Genomic DNA, 17,326 nt, shown 5'->3' on the forward strand with positions numbered 1-17,326 from the left:
ATGAATACCGGACCTTTGAACGAAAACGAACTGGAATGGCTGGATGACACTCTGGCGAAATACGCCGCCGAAGGCGCCATTCTGGATGTCTCTGAACTGGATGGCCTGCTGACGGCGATCCTCTCTGCGCCGACCGACATCGAACCCGCTCAGTGGCTGCTGGCGATTTGGGGCGGGGCGGATAATGTCCCGCGCTGGGCCAACGATCGCGAGCGCGATCGCTTTGTCAATCTGACGCTGCAGCATATGAGCGATATCGCCGAACGGCTGGAGTCTTATCCCGATCAGTTCGAACCGCTGTTCGGCACCCGCGAAGCGGAAGGTCAGGAGCTGACCATAGTTGAGGAGTGGTGCTTTGGCTATCTGCGCGGCGTGGCGCTGAGCGACTGGTCGACGTTGCCCGCTGAACTCCAGCCGGAGCTGGACGCTATCGCGCTCCACGGCAGCGAAGAACAGTTTAGCGCGCTGGATAATCTGACGGCGGATGAATTTATCGCCAGCATTGAGCGTATCACGCCGGCGGCGCTGGCGCTTTACCAGTACTGGATAGCGAATCCGCAGCCGGTGGAGGCCCCGCAGCCAATAAGAAATGAAGCGAAAGTCGGACGCAACGATCCCTGCCCATGCGGCAGCGGTAAAAAGTATAAGCAGTGTTGCTTAGCGAAATGAACAAGGGGCCAGCAGGCCCCTTTTTTATCCCACCGCGGGCAACAACCCGGCAGCGATGCTGAACTGAATAGCCACGATGCCGATCCCGCACAGCAGAACCAGCCATAGCGTCGGTGCGCCGCCGGCGACCCGCCAGGTAGCCTGCGGATGCTCTCGGCGACTCTTCATGACCAGCAGGGCCGGCATTATCAGCGCCAGCACGGCTAATGCCACCCCGGCGTAGCCGAGGGCCATGACGAAACCGCGGGGATAGAACAGGGCGAACGCCAGCGGCGGCAGGAAGGTGATTATCCCGCTCTGCAGACGCCCGCCGACGCTGTTTTTACGCTGAAACATATCCGCCAGATAATCAAACAGGCCGAGCGAGACGCCGAGGAATGACGTCGCCAGCGCAAGGTCGGCAAACAGGTGAACGGCCAGCTCCACATGCGGTGACGCCACCACTTCGCGGATCGCCTCCAGCAGGCCGTTCAGACCAGCGTTATTTGCCAGCAGGGCGGTAAAGGCCGGGGCGTCGATACTGCCCAGCGTCGCCAGCTGCCAGAAAATATAGGCCACCAGAGGAATAAAGCTGCCGATGATAAATACCCGGCGCAATTTGCGAATATCCCCCCCCAGATAGCTGACGATGCTCGGGACGCTGCCGTGAAAACCAAAGGAGGTGAAAATCACCGGAATGGCCGACAGGGCCAGGCCTTGCTCAACCGGCAGCGTCAGCAGGTTCACCTGATGAATGTGCGGCATCAGCAGGGCCAGCATAATCACCAGGAAGACGATTTTGGCGCTAAACAGGAAGCGATTGAACAGATCCACCAGCGCGGTGCCAATGCACACTACCGCCCCGCCGAGGAGGGTGAAGATCAGTACGCCTGCGGCCGGCGGTAGCTGCCAGTCCAGCCACTGGTTGAGGCTGGAAGCGAGTAATTCACCGGCGCCACTGATATAGGCTGCCGTGAGGGCGTACAGCAGAAACAGCATGCAGAATCCGGTAACCCACTGCCCATAACGGCCCAGATAGCGCGCCGCCAGAGAACCGAGCCCCATATCGGCAGGGACATGCTGGTAGACTTCCAGCAGCAAAAGGGCGGTATAGCACATCAATGCCCACAGGGTGAAAAGTAAACCCAACGTGACGGTAAAGCCGACGCCTGCGGCGGCCAATGGCATTGCCAACATTCCTGCACCGATGGTGGTGCCAGCTACGATTAAAATACTGCCCAGAGTGCGGTTTTTCACGCTTTTCGCTATCCCTACAGCAAATAACAATAAATTATGCCGCGCAGAGTAGGGGATATTACGGCTTTCGTCAAATCGGGATTACAAGTTGTGTAATGAAATGTTTACATAATAAGGGGGCGAAAGCCTGCGCTGGCGCAAGGCGCGGGTTGACAGTCTGGCCTAAGCTGGCGGTTTTTGCAGGAGGGGTTATGTCTTCTATTCATGGTCATGAAGTTTTACAGATGATGCTCGCCTCGGGTGAGTCCTGGACGGTCGCCTCGCTGGAGGCCGCCATTCGCCGCCGCTTTGGCGAAGAGGCGCGGTTTCACACCTGTTCAGCAGAGAATCTAAGCGCCGCACAGTTGGTAGCGTTTTTAGAGAAAAAAGGCAAATTTATTGCCAGAGAGGAAGGTTTTACTACCGCAGAAAATAAGATCTGCCGACATTAAGAGGGCCGCGACACGGACTGTCGCGGCGCGGGGGATTAATTCTGCGCGTCGAGGGTAGCCAGCTCTTTATCGATAAAGTACAGACCTTCGCCGCTTTTTCCAGCGAGGGTCAGTTTATCGATCACCGATTTAAATAATTTCTCTTCTTCATGCTGTTCAGCAACATACCACTGCAGGAAATTAAAGGTCGGGTAATCCTGGCTGGTCATGGCCGCGTGCGCCAGTTCATTTATTTTTTGCGTGATCAGCTGCTCATGCTCGTAGGTCTGGCGGAACAGCTCGTCGAGTGAGGCATATTCGGCAAACGGGGAGGCGATAGCGTTGATCCGCGGCAGGCTGCCGGTGTCGGTTAGATAGTCGAACAGGCGCTGCATATGGGTCATCTCTTCCTGAGCATGGCGACGCAGGAAGGCCGCGGCGCCTTCAAAACTGTGGTAACTGCACCAGGCGCTCATCTGCTGATAAAGAAGAGAAGAATAGAGTTCAAGATTCATCTGTTCATTCAGTTTGTCAATCATGTCCGTTTTCAGCATCGTTGCACTCCTGGAATTAAATAATAGATGTTATTGGCTGCCACTATAATTTGTTATTTAATTATTTGCAAAAAGTAAATTTAAAAATGTTTTATTTAAAATGCTAATGGGAATAACACGCATTGGCAGTTTAATAATAAATGAGAATGCTTTTAATTTATTATTCATTATTGCCTGGGCGGTCAGGATTTTGTCGCCGGCGGGTGGTAAGGGAGGACGAAGCGGATACGCCAGCATGCAGAGGGCTGAGGTCAACAGACAAAGGGAGCCTGCGAAAGTGTGAAGCACTGCGTAAATTTTAAAACAACTTTTCATAAAATTTGAAAGTTTGTTTTCAAGGTAGTAGAGTGCAGTCAACGCCAATGACATTCTGCGGGCAGGCCCGCACAGCATTCAGGAGAGTAAACCATGAAGATTGCACTGATGATGGAGAACAGCCAGGCGAACAAAAACGCCATCATCCTCAAGGAGCTTAACGCGGTTGCCGACGAAAAAGGATTCCCGGTCTATAACGTCGGCATGAGCGATGAGAACGATCATCATCTGACCTACATCCATCTTGGGATCATGGCCAGTATTCTGCTGAATTCGAAAGCAGTTGACTTCGTGGTCACCGGCTGCGGTACCGGTCAGGGGGCGCTGATGTCGCTGAACATCCATCCGGGCGTGGTCTGCGGCTACTGTATCGATCCGGCGGATGCGTTCCTGTTTGCCCAGATCAACAACGGTAATGCGCTGTCGCTGCCGTTTGCCAAAGGCTTCGGCTGGGGCGCCGAACTGAATGTGCGGTTTATCTTTGAAAAAGCCTTTACCGGCCGCAACGGCGAAGGCTATCCGCCGGAGCGCAAAGAACCGCAGGTGCGCAATGCCGGGATCCTCAACCAGGTCAAAGCAGCAGTAGTAAAAGAGAACTACCTCGATACCCTGCGCGCCATCGATCCGCAGCTGGTGAAAACCGCAGTCTCCGGCCCACGCTTCCAGCAGTGCTTCTTCGAAAACTGCCAGGATAAAGCAATCGAAGACTTTGTTCGCCAGATCGTCGCTTAACCGTCATCAGGGCCAGCGCCGCTGGCCCTTCCGTCGTTTATTTTTTCTTCTATTTCTTCTTCTCCGACACGCTGCTGCCGGCCGTTTTGGCCAGATGCAGGCTGTCGATCATCCCTACCAGACAGATCAAGGCGATAAACACAAACGACAGGCGGAAGCTGATCCCCGGTAGTTCAGTAAGATGCAGCCAGTCGCCGACCTGCTCGCCCAGGCGAATGCCAATCGCCCCGAGCGTGATCCCCAGCCCTACCGCCAGCTGCGACGCGGTACTGAACAGCGTATTAGCATCACTCATCTGCGCGGCGGGGACATCGGCGAAGGCCAGCGTGCTTACACCGGTAAACTGGATTGAGCGAAACACCCCGCCGAGATAAAGGATCAGCATGATGGCCCAGACCGGCGTCTGCGGCGTAAGCAGCGCGCAAGCCAGCAGCGAACAGACGTTCAACGCGCCATTGATCAGCAATAGCCGACGAAAGCCCAGCCAGCGAATGAGCGGTGTGGTGGCGGGTTTAATGGTTAAATTACCGACAAACACCGCCAGCACCAGCAGGCCGGAATGAAAAGGATCCATACCGAATCCCACCTGGAACAGCAGGGGGAGCAGAAAAGGCACCGCGCTGATGGAGGCCCGGAACAACGAGCCGCCGTACATTGTCACCCGGAACGTCGGCACCTGCAGGGCGTCGAGACGAACCATAGGCGCCGCCGCCCGGCGGAAATGACGAATGGAATATAACAGACAGCCGAAGCCAAGCGCGGCGAGAGCCAGCGTCGGCCAGATCTGCGGCTGGCGATCGCCGAGCCGCTCCATCGCGGTCACCAGACTGACCATCGCGACCGAGGTAGTGATAAATCCGCTGAGATCGAAGGAGCGCCGTTCCGTTTCGCGAATATCAGGGATAATGCGCAGCGAAAGGATGATGGCGGCAAGGCCCAGCGGGACATTGATAAAGAAGATCCAGTGCCAGCTGGCGTAGCGGGTTATAAAGCCGCCCAAAGGCGGGCCGATAATGGGGGCCACCAGCGCCGGCCAGGTCAGGGTGGCGATGGCCTTGATCAGCTGGTGTTTCGGCGTGGTGCGTAGCACCGCAAGGCGACCAACGGGGACCATCAGCGCGCCGCCGACTCCCTGAAGGATACGCATGGCGACAAAGATATGCACCTCGGTGGAGAGGCCGCAGAAGACCGAGGCAAGGGTAAAGATCGCCAGGGCGAGAGTAAAAATAGCCCGGGCGCCGAAGCGATCGGCTATCCAGCCGCTGGCCGGGATCAGGACCGCAAGGGTAATCAGATAGGCGCTGATGCCGATATTCAGTTCGACCGCGGTGACGCCAAAATCCCTTGCCATATCGGGCAGGGCGGTGGCGATCACCGTCCCGTCGAGAAACTCCATAAAAAAGGCACCGGCCACCAGCAGCGCCGGCGCTGAAAAAGCACGTTCATCGCGGGAAGAGATCGCGGTATTCATGTTGTCACTGCCATCAAGAGTGTGATCCTGTGCAAAGCGGCAGGAGACGACCCGCCAGCCAGTAGGGTAGATAAAAAAACCTGCGACGGCAGGTTTTATTATCGTTAACGATTTAGGGTACTATTACGCTCCTGAAAAAAGGAGTAATTAATGTCTCAACATCTTACCGAACACGACGAGCTGGTTTCCGATGTGGTTGCCTGCCAGCTGGTTATCAAACAGATCCTCGATGTCATTGACGTCATTGCGCCGGTGGAAGTGCGTGAAAAAATGACCACTCAGCTGAAAGCTATCGACTTCGCCAGCCATCCGGCCTCTGCCGATCCGGTGACCCTTCGCGCGGTGCAAAAAGCGATCGCGTTGATTGAGCTGAAGTTTACTCCACAGGAAGAAACGCATTAATACCAGGCCTCGCCGGATACCGGCGGGGCCTTCTTCTTTAATGGGAAACGACGGTCTGCGCAGGCGCAGGGGCAGCATCTTTGAACAATTTGCTGTTGCCCCAGCACTCTTCGTAGCGATGGCCGACCAGATCCTCCACGATAACCCGCACGTCCGGCGCAATATCGCTAATTTTGCCGCCCGCTTTTATCCGCGCGACTTCCTGCAGCACCACCAGATGGGCCTTCCGGTCCAGCTTCATCTGCTTGCTGAAGACGATGGCGGCCAGGGCTAATGCGATCACCCCGACGCAGAATACCACTGCGATAGCGGTCACCGCGCTTTCCGGTTGGCTGTGCGCTTTTGACTGGAAACCGTAGAAGCTCAGGATCGCCCCCATCGAGAACACCACAATCGAGCGCAGAATTTTTCCTGAGAAGGTCATGGCGCCGGCATAGATCCCTTCCCGCCGGCGTCCGGTGTAGATCTCATCGACATCGGCCAGGAAGGTGTAAACGGTCCAGGGTATATAGTAAACCCCGCCGGTACCCAGGCCGAACAGCACGGTAATGCCGAACATCAGCACTGTCGCCAGGCCGGACGGTAGATGGAAAAACCACAGCGAGGTATACAGCAGAACCGCGAAAATGACGATCCCCAGCGCCAGGATATAGGGTTTGCTGAAGCCCTTTTTCACGCACAGGCCGATAAACAGCGCCGTAGAGATCAGCTGCAGAATCGAGTTCAGGCTGTTCAGCCCGGCCACCATCGCTGGATCGTGTTGTAGAACGAAGATCACGAAATAGGTGAAGATGGAGGCAAACAGCCATTCCGCGCCAAAGCCGCACAGGTACATACCAAGATGTTTGCGGAATACGCGTAGATAAAAAGTCGAACGCATATCTTTCGCCAGCGACAGCAGGGTGCTCAGCAGTCCTTTTTTCGCGCTGGTTTCCACCTCTTCCCCGCGCTCACGCTCCCAGCTGCACAACCACAGGCAGGAAATAGCGACGATCAGGATCGCGCCATAGGTCAGACCGGTGAGGAAGAAAGGGGTGGCAGAATCTTTGCCATACAGCAGAATGAACTGGCCGGGAATAAACGCCGCGAGGAAGTTGGCCAGCTTACCAAAGATAGCTTTATAGCCGGTCAGTTTTGAACGCAGTGAGAAATCATCGGTCATCTCTGTCGCCAGCGTTTCATAAGGCACCATGATAGAGGTGTAGATGATCTCAAACACCACATAGGTGCTAAGGTAGTACCAGAAACTCAGGCCTTCCACCCACAGCAGCGGGTAGAACATCATCAGCGGAATACCGATTAGCAGAAAGAAACGCCGGCGGCCGAAGCGCTTGCCCAGGCGCGTTTTGCCAAAATTATCCGTCAGATAGCCCATCAGCGGGTTGCTGATAGCGTCAATGATGCTGGCGACGGAGAAGATAAATGAGGCCTCGATCAGCGTCAGGCCGCAAAAGGTCGTATAAAAATAGAGTAGCCATGCGCCGCTTATCGCCAGTGCGCCGCTCCCTAACAGATTTCCGCCGCCGTAGGCTAACTGATGGCGTAACAAGATCGGTCTTCCCTGAAGCCCTTCAGAGGCTGAAGCCGTGTATCTAGCCATAAAAAATAAACCTCGTGTTTTATATTTTTGAAACACTGTTTTTATATTTCTTTATGGTTCGTCAAAAAGTGACCGCGCTCACTAATCCCCCTTATGGGGTAACGGTGATGAGGGAATGGGATCGAGTTAAAACTTTTTTATTCTTGAAAGGAATAATAGGGGAGAAAAAATAGACGTAATGGATTAATAAACCGGGCGGGGTAGCGCAGACGCGCTCCCCCTGGCAGAGCGATAAAGGCTTGATTAATGCGCTTTCTGCGCTTCTCCAACGATAGCCATCAGACGCCGATCGGTCTGCTCCATCCCGAGACCGGCTTTATCGGCATTACGAATTTCCTCAAGCACGCTTTGCAATAGCAGGCCATCCTGCTGCTGCTCTTCCGCCAACAGCGTGAGAAACCGCCAGGTGCTGTCATCGCTTTGCGCTTTGGCTTCCTGAGCGAGACCGCTCAGCAGACGACTGCGCTGTTGGTAATCGCTCAGGGTTTGGGTAAACAGATCTTCCAGCGAGGTGCACTCAGGGTTACAGGCGTGGTCGGGATTGACGATCGGCCAGCTGCCGGCTTTTTTCAGGTAGTCAAATACGCGCATGGTGAGGGTGATGCTGCTTTGCGCGCGGGTGCGCAGAAACGTCGCGGCGCCGTCGAAGCGATGCCGGGCGCACCACTCGCTTAAGTTCAGGTAAACGTTAGAGGCGTGAAACTCAAGATTCATTTGGGTGTTTAGCTTTTGTGCCATTCCTGGAACTGCCATAAAAAATATCCTTATTAACCGGGAAGGGGTTACTGGTGCGCGTCAGCGGATCCTGCGGATAACTACAAGATAAAATAGTGACACGCGGCACTGTTGCAGAATAATAAAACTCTACACATTCCGTATGAGTCGGGTATTTTTTCCATTTGCCGACGATTTAAGAATACTCGCTCAACGAAATTAAGAAAACTCTCAAGCGCGGTAATTTACGTTTTGTTACACCATTATTTGTGCAAACTACCAGGGCTGAGATTGTGCGCCGTTGGCAGGGGCTCGCTGGTTTCAGATTGGTTATAAGATATAAGTATTTGACTACGAGATTCGTCGTAGAAGAGAACGGAATAAGTTATTTCATTAGTAATGTTTCAGGTTGATGATCATTATTTTTATTTTTTGTTGCAGGCGCTTTTATCAAGAGGAATATATTTTTTCTATTCGGAATAAATTACGCCAAAGATCCGTTTTTTCGCGATATTAAGCGGGCCATGTGGCTCAGCGGTGCGAGGTGGGTTGCCATTTGAGTGGCGCACAGGCGATCGCCCGCAGCAACGCCGTCAATCGCTGATGATAACAGTGCTGTAACCCACCGTTAAACATCCTCTGACAACACAAGGATAAGCCTGCTGATGGTATAGATGATCCTGCTATGCCCCGGTAAAATTGTATGACAATTGTGTCATTTTTTATGTCATTTTTTGCTAAATGTATGTACGCAATTACTGTAATTCCGCGATGTGATAATGCTCTCGTATGGAGAAATAATTTCCGGGTATTACTACTCTAACAACGGCAGTGGGGAATGCGATTTTTCTAATGCCTTGTTTTGATGCCGATTAAATTGTTAATTCCGATTTTTCCCTACATGAAAGCGAATTAAAGCTGGAGTTTACCATGCACAAATTTACTAAAGCGCTGGCGGCCATTGGTCTCGCTGCGGTTATGTCACAATCAGCTATGGCGGAAAATCTTAAACTGGGTTTTCTGGTGAAACAGCCGGAAGAGCCATGGTTTCAGACTGAGTGGAAATTTGCTGATAAAGCAGGAAAAGATTTAGGCTTTGACGTTATTAAAATTGCGGTTCCGGATGGGGAGAAAACCCTGAATGCCATTGACAGCCTGGCGGCCAGCGGCGCGAAGGGCTTTGTCATCTGTACCCCCGATCCCAAGCTCGGGTCGGCGATTGTCGCCAAAGCGCGTGGCTATGACATGAAGGTGATTACCGTCGATGACCAGTTCGTCAATGCGAAGGGCAAACCGATGGAGAGCGTACCGCTGGTGATGATGGCGGCGAGCGAAATTGGCGCCCGTCAGGGGCAGGAACTCTATAAAGAGATGCAAAAGCGCGGCTGGGATGTCAAAGACACCGCCGTAATGGCGATCACCGCCGATGAGCTGGATACCGCGCGCCGTCGCACCACCGGCTCCATCGATGCCCTGAAGGCGGCCGGCTTCCCGGACGCGCAAATCTACCGCGTGCCGACAAAATCCAACGATATCCCGGGAGCGTTCGACGCCGGTAACTCGATGCTGGTCCAACATCCGCAGGTTAAACACTGGCTGATCGTCGGGATGAACGACAACACCGTCCTCGGCGGCGTACGCGCGACCGAAGGTCAGGGCTTTAAAGCTCCCGATGTGATTGGCATCGGCATCAACGGCGTGGATGCCGTTAACGAACTGTCGAAGGCGCAGCCGACCGGCTTCTATGGTTCTCTGCTGCCAAGCCCGGATATCCACGGCTACAAAACCAGCGAAATGCTCTACAACTGGGTCACCAAGGGCGTCGAGCCGCCGAAGTTCACGGCGGTGACCGATGTGGTGTTGATTACCCGCGATAACTTCAAAGAAGAGCTGGCGAAAAAAGGGCTGTAACAGCCTGATTAAACTGGCCCCCGCCGCGGCGCGGGGGCTGAGTGCAGAAGAGCGGAGTCGTTATGCAACAGTCTACCCCTTATCTCTCATTTCGCGGCATCACCATGACGTTCCCTGGCGTAAAGGCCTTGTCCGATATCAGTTTTGACTGCTACCCGGGACAGATCCACGCGCTGATGGGCGAAAATGGCGCAGGCAAATCGACGCTGTTGAAAATTCTCAGCGGCAACTATATCCCGACCGCGGGCCATCTGCAGATCGGCGGCCAGCAGATGGCATTCGCCAATACCATGGAGGCGCTGAACGCCGGCGTGGCAATTATCTACCAGGAGCTGCATCTGATCCCGGAGATGACCGTCGCCGAAAATATCTATCTTGGTCAGCTGCCGCACAGAGGCGGCATCGTCAATCGCTCGCTGCTCAACTATGAGGCCCGCCTGCAGCTGGAGCATCTGGGTCTGGATATCGACCCGGAGACGCCGCTGAAATATCTCTCCATTGGTCAATGGCAGATGGTGGAGATTGCCAAAGCGCTGGCGCGTAACGCCAAGATTATCGCGTTCGATGAGCCGACCAGCTCGCTCTCCGCCAGAGAGATCGACAACCTGTTTCGCGTCATCCGCGAGTTGCGGGAGGAGGGAAGGGTCATCATCTATGTTTCACACCGGATGGAAGAGATTTTTGCCCTCAGCGATGCCATCACCGTCTTTAAAGATGGCCGCTACGTTTGCACCTTTGACGATATGCCGAGCGTCAGCCACGACGCCCTGGTCCAGGCAATGGTAGGCCGCAATCTGGGCGATATTTATGGCTGGAAGCCTCGCCCCTATGGCAAGGAGCGGCTGCGCCTGGAGGAGGTCAAAGCGCCGGGCGTGCGCACGCCGGTTAGTCTCTCGGTGCGCAGCGGTGAAATTGTCGGTTTGTTCGGACTGGTAGGTGCCGGGCGCAGCGAACTAATGAAAGGCCTGTTTGGCGGCACGCAGATAACCGGCGGTCAGGTGTATATCGATGGCCAGCCCGTCTCCATTCGCAAACCGGCCCAGGCCATCCAGGCCGGGATGATGCTGTGCCCGGAGGATCGTAAAGCGGAGGGGATTATTCCGGTGCATTCCGTGCGCGATAACATCAATATCAGCGCCCGGCGCAAGCATATTCACGCTGGCTGCCTGATCAACAACGCCTGGGAGGCGGACAACGCCGATCAACATATCCAGTCGCTGAATATTAAAACGCCGGGCCCGGAACAGCTGATTATGAACCTGTCGGGCGGCAACCAGCAGAAAGCGATCCTTGGCCGCTGGCTGTCGGAAGAGATGAAGGTGATCCTGCTTGATGAGCCAACCCGCGGCATCGACGTCGGCGCCAAACATGAAATTTACAATGTGATCTATGGCCTCGCCGCCTCCGGTGTCGCCGTGGTGTTTGCCTCCAGCGACCTGCCGGAAGTGCTGGGCGTCGCTGACCGCATCGTGGTGATGCGCGAAGGACAAATCGCCGGCGAACTGCTGCATGAAGAAGCCAATGAACAGCAGGCGTTAAGCCTTGCGATGCCAACAGTGAGCCAGGCTGTCGCCTGAGTAAGGAGTAAATGATGTCATCAGTGACTACGTCCGGGGCTACCCGCTCAACCTTTAGCTTTGCCCGCATCTGGGATCAGTTTGGCATGCTGGTGGTGTTTGCGGTGCTGTTTATCGGCTGTGTGATTTTTGTGCCCAACTTTGCTTCATTCGTCAATATGAAAGGGCTGGGGCTGGCGATCTCGATGTCCGGGATGGTGGCCTGCGGCATGCTGTTTTGCCTGGCCTCCGGCGATTTTGACCTGTCGGTGGCGTCGGTTATCGCCTGCGCCGGGGTCACCACCGCGGTGGTGATTAATCTCAGCGAAAGCCTGTGGCTGGGGATCGCCGCAGGCCTGTTGCTGGGGGCGCTTAGTGGCCTGGTTAACGGCTTTGTCATTGCGCGCCTTAAGATCAACGCGCTGATCACCACGCTGGCCACCATGCAGATTGTCCGCGGCCTGGCCTATATTATCTCCGACGGCAAAGCGGTGGGGATCGAAGATGAACGTTTCTTCACCCTCGGCTATGCCAATTGGTTTGGTTTGCCGGCGCCGATCTGGCTGACCGTCGCCTGCCTGGTGGTTTTCGGATTATTACTAAACAAAACCACCTTTGGCCGTAATACGCTGGCTATTGGCGGCAATGAAGAGGCGGCGCGCCTGGCCGGCGTCCCGGTGGTGCGCACCAAGATTATTATCTTTGTGCTCTCCGGTCTGGTATCGGCCGCAGCGGGTATCATTCTGGCGTCGCGGATGACCAGCGGCCAGCCGATGACCTCGATTGGCTATGAGCTGATTGTTATTTCGGCCTGCGTGCTGGGCGGAGTGTCGCTGAAGGGCGGGATCGGCAAGATCTCCTACGTGGTGGCCGGGATCCTGATCCTCGGAACCGTGGAAAATGCGATGAACCTGCTGAATATCTCGCCATTCTCACAATACGTCGTGCGCGGGGTGATCCTGCTGGCGGCGGTGATCTTCGACCGCTACAAACAAAAAGCCAAACGTGCGGCCTGAATTTAAACCGAACTTTTTAGTTTACAGAGTAATTGCCGCCAGCGCCCGTTTCGCTGGCGGTAACTATCAAAAATGGCGAGGTTGGTCACACTGTCTATACTTACATGGCTCACATATAATTAACAACCAGCTTCGGCTGGCCATGATAAGGAGGAAACAGGGTGGATAACCAGATATCTGTACCGCCTGCGCTAACCGGAAACTACGCTTTTTTCTTTGACCTCGACGGTACTCTTGCCGATATCCAGCCGCACCCCGATCAGGTGGTGATACCCGACAGCACGCTGCAGGCGCTCAATGCGCTGGCCCAGCAGCAGGGGGGCGCGGTGGCATTGATTTCAGGGCGCTCAATGGCTGAACTTGACGCGCTAACCCATCCCTGGCGGCTACCGCTGGCCGGCGTTCACGGGGCCGAGCGCCGTGATATCAATGGTAAAACCTACATCGTCTCTCTGCCGACAGCGCTGCGCGATGAGATCGCGGCTGAGCTGACGTCGGCGCTGGAAGCGCTCCCGGGATGTGAGCTGGAGAGTAAAGAGATGGCTTTCGCGCTCCACTATCGCCAGGCCCCGCAGCAGCAGAGCGCCGTGCTGGAGCTGGCGCAGCGGATTGTTCAGCGCTATCCGCTGCTGGCGTTACAGCTTGGCAAGTGCGTGGTGGAGATTAAACCCCGCGGCGTCAACAAAGGGGAGGCGATTACCGCGTTCATGCAGGAGGCACCATTCGCCGGCCGCGAACCGGTTTTTGTCGGCGATGATTTGACCGACGAGGCGGGATTCAGCGTCGTTAATCAACTGCAGGGAATGTCGGTAAAAGTTGGCGCCGGGGAAACTCAGGCGCATTGGCGGTTGGCGGATGCCGCCGCTGTAAGGACGTGGTTGCAACATCTGGCGTATGACGCGCAAACCGAAAGGAGGGATGACCATGAGTCGTTTAGTCGTAGTCTCTAACCGTATCGCCTTACCGGACGATAAAAAATCGAGCGCTGGCGGTCTGGCCGTCGGCATCCTGGGGGCACTGAGAGCGGCGGGGGGTCTGTGGTTTGGCTGGAGCGGCGAGATTGGCGATGACCAGCAGCCGCTCAAGCAGGTCTCCCGCGGGAATATTTCCTGGGCGTCGTTCAACCTTAATGAACGGGACCATGATGAATACTACAACCAGTTCTCTAACGCCGTGCTGTGGCCGGCTTTCCACTATCGCCTTGATCTGGTCAGCTTTCAGCGCGAAGCCTGGGAGGGATATCTGCGGGTTAACGCCATGCTGGCGGACAAGCTTCTGCCGCTGATTGAGCCAGACGATACGCTGTGGATCCATGATTACCATCTTCTGCCCTTCGCCAGCGAGCTGCGTAAGCGCGGAGTGAACAATCGCATCGGGTTTTTCTTACATATTCCGTTCCCGACGCCGGAGATTTTTAACGCTCTGCCGCCGCACGCTGAGCTGCTGGAGCAACTGTGCGATTACGATCTGCTGGGCTTCCAGACCGAAAGCGACAGAACCGCTTTTCTCGACAGCATTGCTATGCAGATTCGCCTATCCGACCTCGGCGATAAACGCTATCAGGCATGGGGTAAGGCGTTCAGTACCGAGGTTTATCCGATAGGGATCGATCCGGACGAAATTACGCGCAACGCTAAAGGTCCGCTGCCGCCGAAGCTGGCCCAGCTGAAGAACGAGCTGAAAAATGTGAAGAATATCTTCTCCGTGGAGCGTCTTGACTATTCGAAAGGGTTGCCGGAGCGATTCCTCGCCTACGAGACGCTGCTCGAGAAGTACCCTCAGCACCACGGCAAAATCCGTTATACCCAGATCGCGCCGACCTCCCGCGGCGATGTGCAGGCCTATCAGGATATCCGCCACCAGCTGGAAACCGCAGCCGGACGCATCAACGGACAGTTTGGTCAGCTTGGCTGGACACCGCTCTACTATCTGAATCAGCATTTTGATCGTAAGCTGCTGATGAAGGTCTTCCGCTACTCTGACGTCGGGCTGGTGACGCCGCTACGCGATGGTATGAATCTGGTGGCGAAGGAGTACGTCGCGGCGCAGGATCCGGATAACCCTGGCGTACTGGTCCTGTCGCAGTTTGCCGGGGCGGCGCAGGAGCTGACCAGCGCCCTGATCGTCAATCCTTACGATCGCGACGAGGTTGCCGCCGCGCTGGATCGCGCGCTCAGCATGCCGCTGGCGGAACGTATCGCCCGTCATTCAGCGATGCTGGACGTGATCAGAGAAAATGATATTCATAACTGGCAGGCGCGCTTTGTCGAGGATCTGCAGCATATTTCACCGCGCAGCGAGGAGAGCCGTCTGCGGGGGAAGATAGCCACCTTCCCTAAACTGGCCTAGTTCAGGAAAAGGGCTAACCGGCGTTAGCCCTTTTCAAGGGAAACCAACAGGACATCAACGCCGCAGCTGCCGACGATATTTTTCGCCGAGCAGGTGGCGCGTGAGAAGAGGGAATGGTTGTGATTGCCGCAGATCACCAGATCAACACGGTGTGACCGGCAGAAGTCCTTAATATGATGGCCTAGCTCGCCGCAGGCGATGGTCATTCTTTCTATTGGGTAGTCCGCGTGGCGAGCCAGCTCATTGAGAAACTCCCGCGTCTCTTCCTGCATCACTTCGCGCAGATTCTCCATCATCGGTGCGGCGAACTGGTTATACAGCTCCGGATCCGTAGCGAGAGTGATTAAGCTCACTTTCGCGTTAACGGGGCGGGCTATCGACACCGCTTTTTTAATTAACACCTGACTCTCCGGCGTTGGCGCGACGGCAACCAGCAGATGGGTATAAGGCATCTGGCCTCCTTGAGATACGCGGAATAACCCTTTCTTCCATTCTTTACTCCTGTTTCCTCGACTGCGCAAGGGCCGATCCCGGGATTTGCGAGCCTGTTCGTCAGTCGGCGACCTTCCAGCCAGATCACATCAATGAACCTGCCTTTTGATTAAAAAGAAATGCTGTTTTATAAATGAGTGAAGTGGCGACGTCATCTCTTTGTCATTTTGCCACCGGCGACTGTTCCGTGGCAAAAGTACAAAGGTAACCTCCTTTCACAGCTTTTAGTGTAGCCAGGTACCCACTCCCTTCCGGTGGCAAATCCGGAACGATTGTCGGCGTTCTTTTAAAAAAAGACACAGGATCACGGCGATGAAAACACGAAAAATTGGACTGGCTAACTATCTGGCCTACGGCGCGGGCGATTTTCTCGGCGCCGGCACGACGGCGCTAACCGCCGCATGGCTGCTCTACTTTTACACGACCTTTTGCGGACTGACCCCGATTGAGGCCACGCTTATTTTTGCTGCCGCCCGCGTGCTGGACGCGGTGGTAAGCCCGCTGATGGGCTTTCTCACCGATAACTTTGGCACCACCTGGCTTGGTAAGCGCTTCGGCCGCAGAAAATTCTTTATTCTGCTCGGCATCCCCTGCGTATTCAGCTATTCAGCGATGTGGGTCGGCGAGATGGGCTTCTGGTACTACCTGGCGACCTATCTGCTGTTTGATATGGTCTATACCATGATTCTGGTGCCCTATGAGACGCTGGTGCCGGAGATGACCGATGACTTTAAACAGAAAACCAAATTCTCCGGCGCGCGCATTTCGATGGCGCAGATGTCGGCGATTTTAGCCTCCTTCCTGCCGGGGATCCTTCTCTCCTGGCTCGGCAAAGATAATGCCAGCTCGTTCTTCTATGCCAGTCTGGTGTTCTCGGTGCTGTGCGCGGTGATGCTGACTCTGGTCTGGTGTTTCACCTGGGAACGACCGCGGGAGGCGTGGTCGGAAGCGGCCCTGCGGGCGGAAGCGGAAAAACAAAACTTAACCCTTGCTCAGAGCCTCAATCGCCTGGTGATTGAGCTGAGTTCTACGCTGCGGATAAAAATTTTCCGCCAGCACCTCGGCATGTATCTGGGGGGCTATATCGCCCAGGACGTCTTCAATGCCGTGTTTACCTATTACGTGGTCTTTGTTCTGATGCAGGAAGCCGCCGTCGCCTCGAACCTGCTGGGGACGATGGCCATCTTCCAGTTTATTGCAGTAATCGCCATGATCCCGCTGTGCATTCGTTTTGGCCCCGCGCCGTCGTACCGCATGGTGGTGGTCCTGTTTGGCCTGAGCTCACTCTCCTACGCGCTGCTCTATTACGCCGGACTGAGCGACGTCTATTCCTTATTGCTGCTCATCTCTGCTGTCGCCGGACTGGGACGCGGCGGGATAAATTACGTACCGTGGAATACCTACACCTATATTGCCGACGTCGACGAAGCGATCACCGGCCAGCGCCGGGAGGGGATTTTTGCCGGCATCATGACCCTGACCCGCAAAGCCTCGCAGGCGGGGACGGTGATGCTGGTGGGGATCATTATGCAGTTGTCGGGGTTTGTTTCCGGGCAAAAAATACAGCCTGAAGGGGTCAGCCATACCATTCTGCTGATCCTCAGCGTCGGCACTCTGGTGGTGTTAGCCTGCGGCTTCCTCGTCTCGCTGCGCTTCAAGCTCAACCTGCACACCCACAGCGTCCTGCGCAGCGAGACCCTCAGAATGCGCGAGCTCGGCTACGCTCAGTCGGAACAGACCAGTGCGGAACACCGTGCGGTGGTCGAGCTGCTGGCGGGGATGCCTTACGACTGTCTGTGGGGCAATAACAATATTGGCTATCTGAATCGTCATAAACCTGCTGCCCCGGCGCTCATTAAGGGCGGCGCTTTGAATTCGACATATACCCGAGGTTAACAA

Annotated in this window: 18 protein-coding genes and 1 pseudogene; 11 read left to right on the forward strand and 8 right to left on the reverse strand. The window is 55.3% G+C overall.

Features of this window, described 5'->3' with window-relative positions; translation table 11 throughout:
• On the forward strand, nucleotides 1–669 hold the full coding sequence (locus LPQ25_RS09405) for a YecA/YgfB family protein (protein WP_004141106.1): 669 nt from the start codon (nucleotides 1–3) through the stop codon (nucleotides 667–669).
• Between the two features lie 24 nt (nucleotides 670–693).
• Here LPQ25_RS09405 and tyrP read toward each other — a convergent pair whose 3' ends face one another.
• A complete protein-coding gene (gene tyrP / locus LPQ25_RS09410) occupies nucleotides 694–1,905 on the reverse strand; it encodes a tyrosine transporter TyrP (protein WP_004151453.1) in 1,212 nt (403 codons plus the stop codon).
• A gap of 191 nt (nucleotides 1,906–2,096) precedes the next feature.
• Here tyrP and LPQ25_RS09415 point away from each other — a divergent pair, with 191 nt between their 5' ends.
• Nucleotides 2,097–2,336, forward strand: coding sequence for a YecH family metal-binding protein (locus LPQ25_RS09415; RefSeq protein WP_004175410.1), 240 nt, complete (start codon nucleotides 2,097–2,099; stop codon nucleotides 2,334–2,336).
• 35 nt (nucleotides 2,337–2,371) lie between these two features.
• Here the strand turns inward: LPQ25_RS09415 and ftnA are convergent, their stop codons facing one another.
• Nucleotides 2,372–2,869, reverse strand: coding sequence for a non-heme ferritin (gene ftnA / locus LPQ25_RS09420; RefSeq protein WP_004141101.1), 498 nt, complete (start codon nucleotides 2,867–2,869; stop codon nucleotides 2,372–2,374).
• A 57-nt stretch (nucleotides 2,870–2,926) separates the two neighbouring features.
• Nucleotides 2,927–3,106 (reverse strand): hypothetical protein, encoded by a 180-nt coding sequence (locus LPQ25_RS09425; RefSeq protein ID WP_004141098.1) that lies wholly within the window; start codon nucleotides 3,104–3,106, stop codon nucleotides 2,927–2,929.
• A 171-nt stretch (nucleotides 3,107–3,277) separates the two neighbouring features.
• Here LPQ25_RS09425 and LPQ25_RS09430 point away from each other — a divergent pair, with 171 nt between their 5' ends.
• A complete protein-coding gene (locus LPQ25_RS09430; protein WP_002911528.1) occupies nucleotides 3,278–3,916 on the forward strand; it encodes an RpiB/LacA/LacB family sugar-phosphate isomerase in 639 nt (212 codons plus the stop codon).
• A gap of 49 nt (nucleotides 3,917–3,965) precedes the next feature.
• On the opposite strand, the gene LPQ25_RS09435 is transcribed toward LPQ25_RS09430, so the two are convergent.
• A complete protein-coding gene (locus LPQ25_RS09435) occupies nucleotides 3,966–5,387 on the reverse strand; it encodes an MFS transporter (RefSeq protein WP_004148871.1) in 1,422 nt (473 codons plus the stop codon).
• A gap of 150 nt (nucleotides 5,388–5,537) precedes the next feature.
• On the opposite strand from LPQ25_RS09435, the gene LPQ25_RS09440 reads away from it, so the two are divergent.
• On the forward strand, nucleotides 5,538–5,789 hold the full coding sequence (locus tag LPQ25_RS09440; RefSeq protein ID WP_002911524.1) for a DUF2766 family protein: 252 nt from the start codon (nucleotides 5,538–5,540) through the stop codon (nucleotides 5,787–5,789).
• A 37-nt stretch (nucleotides 5,790–5,826) separates the two neighbouring features.
• Here the strand turns inward: LPQ25_RS09440 and LPQ25_RS09445 are convergent, their stop codons facing one another.
• Nucleotides 5,827–7,338: an MFS transporter gene (locus LPQ25_RS09445; RefSeq protein WP_002911522.1), complete on the reverse strand. Its 1,512-nt coding sequence runs from the start codon at nucleotides 7,336–7,338 to the stop codon at nucleotides 5,827–5,829.
• A gap of 65 nt (nucleotides 7,339–7,403) precedes the next feature.
• Here LPQ25_RS09445 and LPQ25_RS09450 point away from each other — a divergent pair, with 65 nt between their 5' ends.
• Nucleotides 7,404–7,562 (forward strand): succinate dehydrogenase, encoded by a 159-nt coding sequence (locus tag LPQ25_RS09450; RefSeq protein ID WP_004148869.1) that lies wholly within the window; start codon nucleotides 7,404–7,406, stop codon nucleotides 7,560–7,562.
• A gap of 70 nt (nucleotides 7,563–7,632) precedes the next feature.
• On the opposite strand, the gene LPQ25_RS09455 is transcribed toward LPQ25_RS09450, so the two are convergent.
• Nucleotides 7,633–8,142 (reverse strand): non-heme ferritin-like protein, encoded by a 510-nt coding sequence (locus LPQ25_RS09455; RefSeq protein WP_004175413.1) that lies wholly within the window; start codon nucleotides 8,140–8,142, stop codon nucleotides 7,633–7,635.
• A gap of 434 nt (nucleotides 8,143–8,576) precedes the next feature.
• A pseudogene (locus LPQ25_RS09460) lies at nucleotides 8,577–8,672 on the reverse strand (hypothetical protein); the annotation flags it as partial.
• Between the two features lie 361 nt (nucleotides 8,673–9,033).
• Between LPQ25_RS09460 and LPQ25_RS09465 the strand changes: the two are divergent.
• The 5 genes from LPQ25_RS09465 to otsA all read left to right on the forward strand — a co-directional run bounded on the left by LPQ25_RS09465 (nucleotide 9,034) and on the right by otsA (nucleotide 14,935).
• Nucleotides 9,034–10,014 (forward strand): arabinose ABC transporter substrate-binding protein, encoded by a 981-nt coding sequence (locus tag LPQ25_RS09465; protein ID WP_002911518.1) that lies wholly within the window; start codon nucleotides 9,034–9,036, stop codon nucleotides 10,012–10,014.
• Nucleotides 10,015–10,076: 62 nt separating this feature from the next.
• Complete coding sequence (araG, locus tag LPQ25_RS09470; RefSeq protein ID WP_009307527.1) at nucleotides 10,077–11,591, forward strand: L-arabinose ABC transporter ATP-binding protein AraG; 1,515 nt, start codon at nucleotides 10,077–10,079, stop codon at nucleotides 11,589–11,591.
• 14 nt (nucleotides 11,592–11,605) lie between these two features.
• Nucleotides 11,606–12,586 carry an L-arabinose ABC transporter permease AraH gene (gene araH, locus LPQ25_RS09475; RefSeq protein WP_002911507.1) on the forward strand — a complete coding sequence of 327 codons (981 nt, stop codon included), beginning with the start codon at nucleotides 11,606–11,608 and terminating at the stop codon, nucleotides 12,584–12,586.
• Nucleotides 12,587–12,747: 161 nt separating this feature from the next.
• Nucleotides 12,748–13,536 (forward strand): trehalose-phosphatase, encoded by a 789-nt coding sequence (gene otsB, locus LPQ25_RS09480; protein ID WP_002911505.1) that lies wholly within the window; start codon nucleotides 12,748–12,750, stop codon nucleotides 13,534–13,536.
• Entirely contained in the window at nucleotides 13,511–14,935 is a 1,425-nt protein-coding gene (gene otsA / locus LPQ25_RS09485; RefSeq protein ID WP_234599512.1) for an alpha,alpha-trehalose-phosphate synthase, read from the forward strand. The genes otsB and otsA overlap by 26 nt, the downstream gene beginning before the upstream one ends.
• A gap of 23 nt (nucleotides 14,936–14,958) precedes the next feature.
• On the opposite strand, the gene uspC is transcribed toward otsA, so the two are convergent.
• Complete coding sequence (uspC, locus tag LPQ25_RS09490) at nucleotides 14,959–15,387, reverse strand: universal stress protein UspC (protein ID WP_004175415.1); 429 nt, start codon at nucleotides 15,385–15,387, stop codon at nucleotides 14,959–14,961.
• 352 nt (nucleotides 15,388–15,739) lie between these two features.
• Here uspC and LPQ25_RS09495 point away from each other — a divergent pair, with 352 nt between their 5' ends.
• Complete coding sequence (locus LPQ25_RS09495) at nucleotides 15,740–17,323, forward strand: MFS transporter (protein ID WP_014907330.1); 1,584 nt, start codon at nucleotides 15,740–15,742, stop codon at nucleotides 17,321–17,323.
• The last annotated feature ends 3 nt before the right edge of the window (nucleotides 17,324–17,326 follow it).

Origin of the sequence: Klebsiella sp. KPN54798 (genome assembly GCF_021184225.1) — a bacterium.
Classification (GTDB): Bacteria; Pseudomonadota; Gammaproteobacteria; order Enterobacterales; family Enterobacteriaceae; genus Klebsiella; species Klebsiella pneumoniae.